General features: G+C 59.2%; 14 protein-coding genes. 8 read left to right on the plus strand and 6 right to left on the minus strand.

The genetic code is table 11. The annotated features are described in order from the left end of the window. Nucleotides 1-16: 16 nt before the first annotated feature. Nucleotides 17-1,102 carry a PA0069 family radical SAM protein gene (locus ABD815_RS14920; protein WP_344848668.1) on the minus strand — a complete coding sequence of 362 codons (1,086 nt, stop codon included), beginning with the start codon at nt 1,100-1,102 and terminating at the stop codon, nt 17-19. A 79-nt stretch (nt 1,103-1,181) separates the two neighbouring features. Here ABD815_RS14920 and ABD815_RS14925 point away from each other — a divergent pair, with 79 nt between their 5' ends. Further along, on the plus strand, nt 1,182-1,877 hold the full coding sequence (locus tag ABD815_RS14925) for a corrinoid protein (protein WP_344848497.1): 696 nt from the start codon (nt 1,182-1,184) through the stop codon (nt 1,875-1,877). Further along, entirely contained in the window at nt 1,874-2,509 is a 636-nt protein-coding gene (locus tag ABD815_RS14930; RefSeq protein WP_425549865.1) for a DUF1638 domain-containing protein, read from the plus strand. Before ABD815_RS14925 ends, ABD815_RS14930 begins: the two co-directional genes overlap by 4 nt. Here ABD815_RS14930 and ABD815_RS14935 read toward each other — a convergent pair. Beyond that, the gene (locus ABD815_RS14935; RefSeq protein ID WP_344848499.1) at nt 2,487-2,948 is read right to left on the minus strand and encodes an Lrp/AsnC family transcriptional regulator; all 462 of its coding nucleotides are present in this window, start codon (nt 2,946-2,948) and stop codon (nt 2,487-2,489) included. The two genes, ABD815_RS14930 and ABD815_RS14935, sit on opposite strands and share 23 nt — an antisense overlap. A gap of 143 nt (nt 2,949-3,091) precedes the next feature. On the opposite strand from ABD815_RS14935, the gene ABD815_RS14940 reads away from it, so the two are divergent. From ABD815_RS14940 to ABD815_RS14960, 5 genes are all read left to right on the plus strand, one after another. Next, nucleotides 3,092-3,388, plus strand: coding sequence for a DUF2849 domain-containing protein (locus ABD815_RS14940; RefSeq protein ID WP_344848502.1), 297 nt, complete (start codon nt 3,092-3,094; stop codon nt 3,386-3,388). A gap of 3 nt (nt 3,389-3,391) precedes the next feature. Then, a complete protein-coding gene (locus tag ABD815_RS14945; protein WP_344848505.1) occupies nt 3,392-5,065 on the plus strand; it encodes a nitrite/sulfite reductase in 1,674 nt (557 codons plus the stop codon). Further along, nucleotides 5,055-5,834: a phosphoadenylyl-sulfate reductase gene (locus ABD815_RS14950; RefSeq protein WP_344848509.1), complete on the plus strand. Its 780-nt coding sequence runs from the start codon at nt 5,055-5,057 to the stop codon at nt 5,832-5,834. The genes ABD815_RS14945 and ABD815_RS14950 overlap by 11 nt, the downstream gene beginning before the upstream one ends. Next, a complete protein-coding gene (locus tag ABD815_RS14955; protein WP_344848515.1) occupies nt 5,831-6,205 on the plus strand; it encodes a DUF934 domain-containing protein in 375 nt (124 codons plus the stop codon). Before ABD815_RS14950 ends, ABD815_RS14955 begins: the two co-directional genes overlap by 4 nt. 93 nt (nt 6,206-6,298) lie before the next feature. Next, on the plus strand, nt 6,299-7,135 hold the full coding sequence (locus ABD815_RS14960; RefSeq protein WP_344848520.1) for a ferredoxin--NADP reductase: 837 nt from the start codon (nt 6,299-6,301) through the stop codon (nt 7,133-7,135). 83 nt (nt 7,136-7,218) lie between these two features. Here ABD815_RS14960 and ABD815_RS14965 read toward each other — a convergent pair whose 3' ends face one another. Further along, entirely contained in the window at nt 7,219-8,094 is an 876-nt protein-coding gene (locus ABD815_RS14965; protein ID WP_344848524.1) for a hypothetical protein, read from the minus strand. Nucleotides 8,095-8,340: 246 nt separating this feature from the next. Here ABD815_RS14965 and infC point away from each other — a divergent pair, with 246 nt between their 5' ends. Then, a complete protein-coding gene (gene infC, locus ABD815_RS14970) occupies nt 8,341-8,841 on the plus strand; it encodes a translation initiation factor IF-3 (protein WP_425549874.1) in 501 nt (166 codons plus the stop codon). Between the two features lie 86 nt (nt 8,842-8,927). Here infC and ABD815_RS14975 read toward each other — a convergent pair whose 3' ends face one another. From ABD815_RS14975 to ABD815_RS14985, 3 genes are all read right to left on the minus strand, one after another. Next, nucleotides 8,928-10,601, minus strand: a complete 1,674-nt coding sequence (locus ABD815_RS14975) for a putative transporter (RefSeq protein WP_344848530.1) — start codon at nt 10,599-10,601, stop codon at nt 8,928-8,930. Nucleotides 10,602-10,825: 224 nt separating this feature from the next. Further along, nucleotides 10,826-11,614, minus strand: coding sequence for an FAD binding domain-containing protein (locus ABD815_RS14980; protein WP_344848533.1), 789 nt, complete (start codon nt 11,612-11,614; stop codon nt 10,826-10,828). Nucleotides 11,615-11,620: 6 nt separating this feature from the next. Beyond that, a complete protein-coding gene (locus ABD815_RS14985; protein WP_344848536.1) occupies nt 11,621-12,100 on the minus strand; it encodes a (2Fe-2S)-binding protein in 480 nt (159 codons plus the stop codon). Nucleotides 12,101-12,190 lie beyond the last annotated feature (90 nt).

The following is a 12,190-nucleotide window of genomic DNA, read 5'->3' on the forward strand; positions in this document are numbered from 1 at the left end:
CCTCATGGCCGCATTCTCAGAACAGCGACAATTGATCGCCCGTTCGGGGCGGGACGCAAAAACGCGTCCTGTCGAGGGGCGGCAATTCACGGCTCAGCCCTGTTTTGCGCAGGGCAATCGCGAAACGCTGCGCCAGAAGGTCGGCCCACGGGCCCTCCCCGGTCATGCGCTTTCCCCACTCGGGGTCATAGTCCTGCCCACCATGCATTTCGCGAACCCGCGCCATCACGCGTTCTGCCCGATCAGGCACATGCGTGGACAGCCATTCGCGAAACAGCGGCGCCACCTCGCGCGGCAACCGCAGCGCGATATAGCTCGCAGCCCGCGCACCATGACCGCTTGCTGCGGCCATGATCGCCTCCATTTCGTGATCGGTCAGTGCGGGAATGACCGGCGCAAGCATGACGCGCACCGAAATTCCGGCCTCGGACAGCGTTTTAATGGTCTTGAGACGGCGCACCGGAACCGGTGCGCGCGGTTCCAACTGTCGCGACAGGCGCGCGCCGAGCGTCGTCAGAGAGATGCCAACCTGAACCAATCCTTTGGCCGCCATTGGCACGAGAATATCAATATCGCGCTCGATCAAAGTGCCTTTGGTCGTAATCGTGACGGGGTGGTTGTGTTCACTGAGCACCTTCAACACATCCCGCATGACCCGCGCGGATTGTTCGATCGGTTGATAGGGATCGGTGTTGGTCCCAATGGCGATGGGCGCCACGCTATAGGATTTTGCCGCCAGCTCCCGCTCCACCACCGCGCGCACGCCAACCTTTCGCGTCAAACGGGTTTCAAAATCGAGCCCCGCAGAGAGGCCCAGATAGGCATGCGTGGGGCGCGCAAAGCAGTAACTGCACCCGTGCTCGCAACCACGATACGGATTGATCGAGCGATCAAAGGGAATATCGGGACTGTCATTGCGCGAAATGACTTTGCGCGGCCGCTCGGTTGCGACCTCGGTGCGCAAAAGCGCCTCTGCATGGGGAATATCCCATCCATCGTCAAACGCGAGGCGCCCATGCGCCTCAAAGCGCCCCGCCGCATTCGACGTGACGCCGCGCGCGCGGGCTTTTTGACCAAGGTGCAATGTCGAGTCGGCTGTCATGCCGCGAAGATAGAACAAAGTAAGAACATTTGCCAACGGGGCAATTGCGCCCCATGTTGGCTGGCAAAGGAATATGCCCATGTCTGACGAAGAAAATGATCTGGTCCTCGCGGACCTCGATGACGGCGAATTGGTCGAACAGATGATGGACGACCTCTATGACGGCATGAAACCGGAAATCGAGGAAGCCGTGGGCATTCTGCTCGAGCGGAAATGGACCCCATACGACATCCTCACCAAGGCGCTTGTCAGCGGCATGCAGATCGTGGGCGACGATTTTCGCGACGGCATTCTATTCGTACCCGAAGTGCTGCGCGCCGCGCAGGCCATGAAGGGCGGAATGTCGATCCTCAAACCGCTCCTGATCGAAACCGGCGCGCCCAAGATGGGCAAAATGGTGATCGGGACCGTCAAAGGCGACATCCATGACATCGGCAAAAACCTCGTCGCGATGATGATGGAGGGTGCGGGTTTCGAGATCATTGACCTCGGCATCAATACCGAAGCCAGCGAATACATCGAGACCGCAGAGCGCGAAGGCGCCGACATTATCGGGATGTCCGCCCTGCTCACGACCACCATGCCCTATATGAAAACCGTGATCGAGAACCTGAAGGATCAGGGCCTGCGCGACAAATACATCGTGCTGTGTGGCGGTGCTCCCCTCAACGAAGAATTCGGCCGTGCGATCGGCGCAGACGCCTATTGTGACGATGCCGCGATTGCCGTGGAAACCGCGAAACGAATGATCCAAGAGCGGCTAAATCCGGCGTGATCCCAGCGGACACAGACCTACGCGACACAGGCCTCGCACCCATCGGTGCGGGGCGCACACTCGTTATTGCCTGTGGTGCTCTGGCGCGGGAAATCATCGCCCTGATCGACATGAATGGGCTGACGCATCTCACGCTGACCTGCCTTCCTGCTATCCTGCACAACGACCCAAGGAAGATACCGCAAGCCATTGAAAATGCAGTGTATAAGCACAAAGAAGACTACGACGAAATCCTAATTGCCTATGGCGATTGCGGCACAGGCGGACAGTTGCAGAGCCTGTGCGATCGCCTCGGCGTGACCATGATCGATGCCCCCCATTGCTATGCCTTTTTTGACGGAACAAAGACCTTCGCGCAGCGTGGCGAAGTCACCAGCTTTTACCTGACCGACTTCCTCGCACGCCAATTCGACGCCTTTGTGTGGGAACCTCTCGGCCTCGCCCGCTACCCTGATTTGCGCGACGCCTATTTCGGCAATTACGAAACGCTCGTTTATCTCGCCCAAACCGAAAACGCCGACCTGACCGCCAAAGCGCGCGATGCGGCAGAACGGCTCGGCCTTGGGTTTGAACGGCGCTACACCAGCTTTGGCGACCTCGAACCCTTTCTTACAACGGGATCTGGGTCGTAGACTTGATTTCCTGCATGGAGAGAAGCGCGGTGACGTTGTAAATCGACACTTCGCCGATCAGCGCCTGATAGAACTCGTCATAGGCCTTTGCGTTGCGCACCCGCACCTTCAAAATGTAGTCGATTTCACCCGCCAACCGATGGGCCTCCAAAACTTCGGGCCGCCGCTTTAGCACCTGCAGAAATTTCTCCTGCCACCCTGCTTCATGCGCGTTCGTGCGAACAAGAACGAAGAAACATGCCTCCAGCCCGAGACTCTCGGGATCAAGGATCACGGTTTGCTGACCGATCACCCCGCCCTCACGCATTTTCTTGATCCGGTTCCACACCGGCGTCTTCGAAGACCCCACTTTTCGCGCAATTTCATCCAAGGACTGTCCTGCATCGCGCTGAAGCTCACCTAGGATTTTCCGGTCCATCGCATCTATCTGGACTGACATTTCGGCATTCCCTTCATCTGTGGAACCTGTGTCCACCATTCCCGCCAGCGTGGAACAAACATCCTTATTCGCCCGCACCCATGGCGCATTCTTGGGATAATGTTCTAAATTAGACAGGAGAAATCGCAAGTCGGAAAAGAGCCATGGCCCGTCCCTTTACGCCCAAAGTCATTACCGCAAACGCCCTTCTCGAAGGTGACGTCGTCTATCTCGCAGAGGACGGCGCCTGGGTGCGTCGCCTTGAGCACGCGCGCCTATTCGAGGACGCCGAAACCGCCGAGGCCACATTGGTCGCGGCTGGCGCGAACCAGATGATCGTTGGACCCTATCTTGCCGATGCAACGAAAGGTGCGAGCGGACCGGAGCCTGCGCACTTTCGCGAAGAATTCCGCCGCACCGGACCTTCGAATTATTTCCATGGCAAACAGGCGGAGCTTTAACACATGTACGCCTATAACGACTTTGACACCGCCTTCGTGCGCGAACGCGTCGCACAATTCTCCGCACAGGTCGCACGTCGCATCGACGGCTCGCTAACCGAGGAAGAGTTCCGCCCGCTTCGCCTGATGAACGGGCTTTATCTGCAATTGCACGCCTACATGCTGCGCGTCGCGGTTCCCTACGGCACCCTTTCGAGCGCCCAGATGGACCAGTTCGCCCATATCGCCGACACCTATGATCGCGGCTATGGCCATTTTACGACCCGCCAGAATATCCAGTTCAACTGGCCGAAACTTCCCGATGTTCCCGCGATCCTGTCCGATCTCGCGGACGTCGAAATGCATGCGATCCAGACCTCCGGGAATACGATCCGAAACGTCACGGCAGACCACTTTGCCGGTGCCGCTGCGGATGAAACGGTCGACCCGCGCCCTGTTGCCGAACTGATCCGCCAATGGTCCACCGACCACCCGGAGTTCCAGTTTCTGCCCCGCAAATTCAAGTTCGCCGTCACGGGCGCCAAAGCGGACCGCGCCGTCGTGCGCGCCCATGACATCGGCCTCGTACTGAAGTCGCAAGACGGCGTGCTCGGCGCCGAGGTGATTGTGGGTGGCGGCCTCGGGCGCACACCGATGGTCGGAAAGGTGCTGGCCGACTTTGTGCCAATCGTGGACCTTCTGCCCTACGTCGAGGCGGTGGTGTCCGTGTGGAACCTGCTCGGGCGGCGCGACAACAAATACAAGGCGCGCATCAAGATCACGGTGCACGAGCATGGCATTGACGACATCCGCGCCCGCGTCGCCGAACGCTATGCGCTCATCCGCCCGCAATTCAACAATGCGGCATTGGATGAGCTTGCACGGATCGAACAATTCTTTGCCTTGCCTGAATTCATCGAGGGATCAACAAAGGCCCACGACGACGCCTACGCTTGCGACCCTGTCTATCGCTCTTGGGTCGACACGAACCTGAGCGCGCACAAAAACGATGACTATGCGATCGTAACAGTCTCGACAAAGGCACATGGTCAAACACCTGGCGATGCAACATCTGCGCAGATGCGCGCATTGGCACAGGCTGCCCGCGACTGGGGCCATGACGAATTGCGCATCTCGCACGAACAGAACGTGATCCTGCCCCATGTGCACAAATCGAACCTTCCGGCGTTGCATGCGGCGTTGAAATCGGTCGATCTGGCAACGGCGAACATCGGGCTGGCCTCCGACATCATCGCCTGCCCGGGCATGGATTACTGCGCCTTGGCGACCGCGCGTTCTATTCCGGTTGCCCAACAAATTGCGACCCGGTTTGACGAACTCAAACTGGAGCACGAAGTCGGCGCGCTAAAGATCAAAATCTCCGGTTGCATCAACGCCTGTGGTCACCACCACGTCGGGCACATCGGCATCCTTGGTCTCGACCGCGCAGGTGTGGAGAACTACCAGATCACGCTCGGCGGCGACGGTACGGAAACGACCGTGATCGGCGAACGCACCGGACCGGGCTTTGCCTATGACGAAATCGTGCCCGCGATTGAGCGGTTGATCTATGCCTACCTCGACCTGCGTGAAAGTGACGAGGAGACATTCCTGCAGACCTATCGTCGCCTCGGCATGGAGCCATTCAAAGGTGCGCTATACCCGCCTAAGGAAGAGGCCAAAGCCGATGCCGCATAACGCAGCGCTCCTGCGCGAAGAATTCGGCACCGTTCAGACGCGGGTCGAGCGCCTGAATGACCGGTACGCCAACCACTCCGCCACTTCGGTGCTGGAACTGGCGCTGCGTGACCGAGAACTGGGGCGCATCGCGCTCGTTTCGTCCTTTGGCGCGGAATCTGTGGTCCTGCTGCACATGATTTCGGTGATGAAGCCGGACACGCCGGTCATTTTCATCGACACCGAAATGCTGTTTCCCGAAACGGTGGAGTATCAACTCGATCTGATCTCGCGCCTCGACCTGCGCGATATCCGGCGCATCCGGCCCGCACCTGCGAGCCTTGCAGCGCATGATCCAGAGGGGCTTTTGCACCGCACGGACACGGATGCCTGCTGTGATCTGCGCAAAACACGGCCCCTGCACGGCGCCCTTTCCGGCTTTGACGCCTGGATCACCGGGCGCAAACGGTTTCAGGGCGGCAACCGCGTCACGCTCGATTTTTTCGAGAATGAACTTGATGCCCGCATCAAGGTGAACCCGCTCGCCCATTGGGGCCCCGAAGACGTTCAGGACTACATCATCAACAACCGCCTGCCCCGCCACCCCTTGGTAGCGAAGGGGTATCCGTCCATCGGCTGTGCGCCCTGCACATCGCCGGTCGCCGCCGGAGAAGACCCCCGTGCGGGTCGCTGGCGCGGGTCGGAAAAATCGGAGTGCGGCATTCACTTTGTGGATGGCAAAATCGTGCGCGGCCCAATGCCCGCAGACGCAAAAGGAGACGCCGCATGAGTGTCATCGTTACAGACAATGGCTTCGTCGCCGACGATTTCGGCGCACAATGGCTCGATTTGCCATCGGATACTGCGCCCGAGGACTTGTCGGCCCACCTTTCGGCAGATGCGATCCGCATCGATTTCCCCTCCTTTTCGGATGGCCGCGGCTTCACGCTCGCCCGGCTCTTGCGCACATACGGTTTTACCGGTCGCCTGCGCGCACGTGGCCATGTGATCGCCGATCAATACGCAATGGCGCGCCGGTCCGGGTTTGACGAAGTGGAAATTTCGGACGACCTCGCGGCCCGCCAACCCCAAGAGCAATGGCAATTTCGCGCGGACTGGGCGTCGCATGACTACCGCGCCCGCTTGCGCAACACCGCCTGACACGCCAAAAGGGCCGCGACACTGTGGCCTCTTTCGTCTGATGCAAATCAAAGATGCATTGAACACACCCTTTAAGAGAGGTCCAATTCCGCAATGACCGAGCAAACCGCCGTGACCGAAATGAAATCCAAACCCGTTCCCACATTGCCCGATGCCGCCGAGGTACTCGAGGTAAAACACTGGAACGACCGCCTGTTCTCATTCACCGTCGCGCGCCCTCAAACCCTGCGCTTTCGCTCCGGTGAATTTGTGATGATCGGACTCATGGGCGATGTGAACCCGAAGACGGGGAAACCGAAACCGCTCCTGCGCGCCTACTCCATTGCCTCGCCGTCATGGGAAGACCACCTCGAATTCTACTCGATCAAGGTGCAGGATGGCCCCCTGACATCGCGCCTCCAGCACATCCAGCCGGGCGACCAGATCATTCTGCGTCCCAAACCGGTCGGCACGCTGGTCGTCGATGCGCTTTTGCCGGGCAAGCGTCTGTGGTTCTTTGCCACTGGAACGGGCATTGCCCCTTTTGCCTCTCTGATGCGCGACCCCGAAGTGTTCGAGAAGTTCGACGAAGTCATTCTGATGCACACCTGCCGTGAGGTGAGCGAGCTGGAATACGGGCGCCAATTGGTCGAAACGATTAAGTCCGACGAGATGCTGTCGGAAATCGAACAGGGCAAGCTGCGCTATTACCCGACAACGACCCGTGAAGAGTTCCACCACATGGGGCGCGTCACGGACAATCTCAGCTCGGGCAAGGTGTTCAAAGATCTCGGCATCGACCCGATCAACCCTGAAACTGACCGCGGCATGGTCTGCGGCAACCTCGCCTTCAACAAAGACATCATGGCCATCCTTGATGGTTTTGGTCTGCGCGAGGGCGCGAATTCGGAACCCAAGGAATACGTCGTTGAGAAGGCGTTCGTAGATTAACTAAACGCCATAAATCACTGACTAGGAATGCAAAAAGCCCCGCCGATTTGGCGGGGCTTTTCGTTAGGTGTCTGAAAGCTCTCTTAGAGGCTCAGAAGCGAACGTACACGTTCCAGAACGGCGTTGAGCAGATCGGGGTGGCCCGACGCGCGCTCAAGCGCAGTAGAAATCGTGGTTTTGGATTTGTCGTCCAGCGGGGACACTTCGAGCATCGCTTTGGCTTTGTCGAGGTCGAAACCTTCGGCAGAGAACACTTCCGCAGCAGCAGCTGGATCAAAAGACATCGCGGTCGCGTCGGCAGCCATGTCGCCTGCGCCTTCAGTTGCGTCGGTCGCGGCATCGGTTACAGCGTCGGCTGCATCGCCAGCGGCATCCACAGTCGCGTCGACCGCATCACCAGCCGCATCTGCAGCACCTTCGGCCATATCGCCAGCAGCTTCCATTGCGTCGCCTGCTTTTTCGGCAACGGCGTCACCGGCTGCATCGACAGCACCCGCAGCAGCATCAACTGCATCGGACGCGGCATCTGCGGCATCGGTTGCCATATCTGCGGCAGCATCGGCTGCACCGCCCGCAACATCACCCGCAGCGTCAACGGCATCGCCTGCAGCTTCGGCAGCTGTGTCAGCCATGTCACCCGCGGTTTCAAGCGCGTCACCAGCTGCTTCGGTTGCAGCAGCAGCGGCATCGCCTGCGGTTACGGTCACAGCGTCAGCTGCATTTTCAACGGCTTCACCAGCGGCTTCAACAGCATCACCGGCTGCTTCAACGGCGCCTTCGGCGGCATCGGTCACAGCGTCGGTTGCGCTTTCAAGAACACCGGCCACACCTTCGCTGGCTTCTTCAACCGCAGTTGCGGCTGCATTGCCAGTTTCGGCGGCTGTTTCTTCTTCTTTGCAAGCTGCAAGGCTAAGCGCGAGACCAGTGATTACGGCACCAGCAAGAATTCGTTTTTGCATAGACTTTTCCTCGTTTTTCTTTGGGAAAAATCGTGTTTCCCTAGCCAGCGATATGGCATGCTGCGCTGCCAAAGAAAAGGGGATATACCCTGCCCGCTTCCCCCTTGCGGAATGCGGCTCAAAAGGCAGTTGAAAGCACGGGGCTTTCGCCCTATTTTCGCGCAGAATTACAGAAACAACCAATAGGAGCCCACCATAGCCCGTAGACCCCACAACGCCCCGCCGACCAGAGACACCGGACCGCGCATCAATGATCGCATTCGCTCGCCGGAAATTCGTCTTATCGGAGCCGAGGGTGAAAACCACGGCGTGGTGACCCCCACGCGCGCCATGGAACTTGCCGAAATTGCCGGTCTCGATCTCGTCGAAATCTCGCCGAACGCCGAGCCGCCAGTTTGCAAGATCATGGATTTCGGAAAGTTCAAATACGAACAGCAAAAGCGCGAATCCGAGGCCCGCAAAAAACAGAAGATCATCGAGATCAAAGAGGTCAAATTCCGGCCTGGTACCGATGTGCACGACTATGACGTGAAGATGCGCAACGTCTTCAAGTTCCTTGAAAACGGCGACAAGGTCAAAGTGACCCTGCGTTTCCGTGGCCGTGAAATGGCGCACCAGGATCTGGGACGTCAGCTTCTTGAACGTGTTGCAGACGACGTGAAGGAAATCGGCAAGATCGAAAACATGCCGAAGATGGAAGGCCGCCAGATGGTCATGATGGTTGGCCCGTTGCCTGCCAAAGGCTGACGCTACCACATCGACCTTTGCGAAAATGATCACCCCCGCCCTTTTCGGAGCGGGGGTTTTTCTTTGCGCACGCCCTGTGGTGGCGATCACATGGCCACGCCGGAGAGCAAGAGAACGAGCACCTGCGCCATCATGATACGCAGGAACATAACCAGCGGATAAACCGACACATATCCCACCGAGGCCGCGCCAGAGTTGCTCATCGACACCGCGAAGGCCAACGCAGGCGGGTCCGTCATCGATCCGGCGAGCACGCCACATAGCGACAGATAATTGAACTTGGCGAACACCCGCGCCACGAAACCGACAACCAATAGCGGTATCGCCGTGATCGCAACGCCATAGCCCATCCACGACAACCCGTCGCCGTTCAGGATTGTGTCGAGGAACCGGTCACCGGCGACGATCCCGACCACAGCCAGAAACAGAACGATCCCGAATTCGCGCAACGCATGGTTGGCCGTCGGTGGCATCGCAAATGTGAACGGGCCGAGATGCCCCATCCGACCGAGGATAATCGCGGCCATCAGCGGCCCCCCCGCCAACCCGAGCTTCAAGGGCGCAGGCAGTCCGGGAATGGCCAAGGGAATCGACCCGAGCAGAACCCCGAGCGAAATTCCAAAGAAAAGCGCGGGGAAATTCACCTCGTCGAGGCGGGCCTTTTCGTCCCCCAAACGTTCGCGCACAGTTTCGATTTCCTGCGGTGTCCCGACGACCGTCACGATATCGCCAAAGGCCAATGTGGCCCCTGCCTGCGCAGGCAATTCGACGCCCGCCCGGTTGATCCGCGAAATCGTCACGCCGTTTCGCTCAACCAACGCCAGTTCCCTCAGCGACCGCCCCAGCACCTTCTGTTTGGTAACAACCAGTCGCTGCCACGTCAGTCGCGATCCCTTGGTAGTGAGGGCCTGATCGGTTTTCCGACCGAGAATCATCACCATCGCGGCCAGTTTTTCAGCGGGCCCGACAATGTGCAGGCTATCGCCGAGGTGAACGACCTGCTCGCGCGTCGGCACGACCAACTCGCCGCGTTTTTTCATGCGCGATGCAATCACGCCCGCGTCGAAGAGGTCGGGCACAGACCCGAGCGGCACACCATCAAAGTTCGCATTGGTGACCTCCACATTGATCGCCGGCAACGAAGCCTCTCCGGTCTCACTTTCGGCACGATACGCCGCCTCTTCCGCCTCGATGCGAATTCCCAACACAAAGCGCACCGTGAACATGGTGATAAGAATGCCCAGAATGCCGAAAGGATAGGCCATCGCGTAGCCCATGCCCGTGAGACCAATTTCATCCGCGGACAGGCCCACATCGGAAAGCGCCTGCTGGGCGGCGCCCAATCCGGGCGTGTTCGTGACCGCCCCCGACATGATACCGACCAGAACCGGCAACGGCAGGTCCGTGATCGCAAAAATCGCCAAGGTGACAGCAACGCCGGTGAACACAATTCCCATGGCGGCCAGATTGAATTTCAATCCCGACTTCGCAAAAGACGAAAAGAAGGAAGGACCGACCTGAATCCCGATTGTATATACAAAAAGGATCAACCCGAATTCCCGTATGAAATGCAGGACGTGCTCGTCGAACCCGATCCCCGCTCGTGCGGCCAAGTCACCGATGAGAATGCCGGAGAACAGCACCCCGCCAATCCCCAGTCCCACCTTTCGGACCTGAAGCTTGCCAAAAAGGAGACCCAGCGTGCCGGCCAGCGCGAGGGCGAGCGTGGTGAGAGCAGCATCGGAAAGCGGGAGAGACATTCGAACGGCTCCTTGTGCCTGTCTATGCGGCGACATTGCCCTGACGCGGACGCAAAATATCTGAGATGGATCAAACCACGGCGACTCTCATGGCAGGTTTGCGTCCATTGCAGAGCAAAACCGCCCATGCGTCGCAGCCATAGGTAGCGGCAACAATGGCCACGCGCACGGTCAGGCCCATGTCACCTGTAGCTCAAAATTTGCTGTCGTTGTTTGGCCGCGTTTTAGCCAAGCGCCGCCTTCACCGCCCGTTTGGCAATGACACCGCACAGATGGGCGCGGTAAACGGCGGAACCGTGACTATCGGAGAGCATGTCTTCACCGTCGATTTCCAACCCGTCCAGCGCCTCTGGCCGGAAATCCGCCGAAAGCGCGGCTTCGGCGTCGCCCCAACGGAACACGCCTTCCCCGGACGCACCGGTGATCGCCACCCGAACATCTCCGCCGAAATCGGCAACAAAAACGCCAACTAGCGCAAAGCGAGAGGCGGTTTGTTCAAACTTCACATAGGCTGCGCGATCGGGAACGGGAAAACGGACCTCTGTGATGATCTCGTCCTCCTCAAGCGCCGTCTCGAAGAGGCCGGTGAAAAAGTCATCCGCAGGGATGGCGCGATGTTGTGTGCACACATCCGCCCCGCAGGCCAGAACAGCCGCCGGATAGCAGGCGGAGGGGTCATTGTTGGCAACCGACCCGCCGATCGTGCCGCGCGTGCGCACGGCTGGATCGCCAATATCCCCTGCCAGCGCAGCGAGCGCCGCAAAGCGGTCGTTCTGCGCAACCGCGGCATGGGTCGTCGCCCCACCGATGCACAACCGCCCGTCGTCGCCATCACAAATCCCGGTTATTTCGGGCACGCCAAGCAAACACACCAGCGTTTCAGGCATCGCCAACCGCGCCTTGAGCGTCGGGATCAGCGTCTGCCCTCCCCCCAGCGCCTGAGCTTCTTCCCCCGCGAGGGCGGATAAAGCTTCGTCGAGCGATTTGGGGCGGATCAGGTCAAAATTATACATGTCGCTCTACTCCGCCGCGATATCGCTGACGTCCTGACCAGAGGCGGCAAGGACAGCTTTGACAATATTATGGTAGCCGGTACAGCGACACAGGTTGCCTTCCAAGGCCGCGCGAACCTCTTCGACAGTGGGTTTGGGCGTCTCGGCCAAAAGCGCCTTTGTCGTCATCACCATTCCGGGCGTGCAGAACCCGCATTGCAACCCGTGGTGTTCGCGAAACGCGGCCTGAACAGGGTCGAGCGTCTCGCCATCTGCCACACCCTCGATCGTGGAAACGGCTTTGCCCTCGGCCTCAAGGGCGAAAATCGAACAGGCTTTCACAGGTGCACCGTCGAGATGGACAACACAGGCGCCACATTGGCTGGTTTCACAGCCCACATGCGTGCCGGTCAGGCCCTGAGCGCGCAAAAACTCAACTAAAAGGGTCCGCCCCTCCACATCGCCCGAAATCGGCGCGCCATTCACACTCAGCGTGAGGTTTTCCATTGCGATCTCCCTAATTCGTGCCGCCACTCCACCACAGCCTGTGGCGATTGTGTAGCACGATTTTCGACACCCGCCTGTGTGCGCAGACGT

It is taken from the genome of Celeribacter arenosi, assembly GCF_039539485.1.
Lineage (GTDB): Bacteria > Pseudomonadota > Alphaproteobacteria > Rhodobacterales > Rhodobacteraceae > Celeribacter > Celeribacter arenosi.

What these genes read in the sequence shown, in the direction of transcription:
- ABD815_RS14920 (WP_344848668.1), bottom strand. Translation starts at nt 1,102, where the DNA reads ATGACAGCCGACTCGACATTGCACCTTGGTCAAAAAGCCCGCGCGCGC.
- ABD815_RS14925 (WP_344848497.1), top strand. Translation starts at nt 1,182, where the DNA reads ATGTCTGACGAAGAAAATGATCTGGTCCTCGCGGACCTCGATGACGGC.
- ABD815_RS14935 (WP_344848499.1), bottom strand. Translation starts at nt 2,948, where the DNA reads ATGTCAGTCCAGATAGATGCGATGGACCGGAAAATCCTAGGTGAGCTT.
- ABD815_RS14940 (WP_344848502.1), top strand. Translation starts at nt 3,092, where the DNA reads ATGGCCCGTCCCTTTACGCCCAAAGTCATTACCGCAAACGCCCTTCTC.
- ABD815_RS14945 (WP_344848505.1), top strand. Translation starts at nt 3,392, where the DNA reads ATGTACGCCTATAACGACTTTGACACCGCCTTCGTGCGCGAACGCGTC.
- ABD815_RS14950 (WP_344848509.1), top strand. Translation starts at nt 5,055, where the DNA reads ATGCCGCATAACGCAGCGCTCCTGCGCGAAGAATTCGGCACCGTTCAG.
- ABD815_RS14955 (WP_344848515.1), top strand. Translation starts at nt 5,831, where the DNA reads ATGAGTGTCATCGTTACAGACAATGGCTTCGTCGCCGACGATTTCGGC.
- ABD815_RS14960 (WP_344848520.1), top strand. Translation starts at nt 6,299, where the DNA reads ATGACCGAGCAAACCGCCGTGACCGAAATGAAATCCAAACCCGTTCCC.
- ABD815_RS14965 (WP_344848524.1), bottom strand. Translation starts at nt 8,094, where the DNA reads ATGCAAAAACGAATTCTTGCTGGTGCCGTAATCACTGGTCTCGCGCTT.
- ABD815_RS14975 (WP_344848530.1), bottom strand. Translation starts at nt 10,601, where the DNA reads ATGTCTCTCCCGCTTTCCGATGCTGCTCTCACCACGCTCGCCCTCGCG.
- ABD815_RS14980 (WP_344848533.1), bottom strand. Translation starts at nt 11,614, where the DNA reads ATGTATAATTTTGACCTGATCCGCCCCAAATCGCTCGACGAAGCTTTA.
- ABD815_RS14985 (WP_344848536.1), bottom strand. Translation starts at nt 12,100, where the DNA reads ATGGAAAACCTCACGCTGAGTGTGAATGGCGCGCCGATTTCGGGCGAT.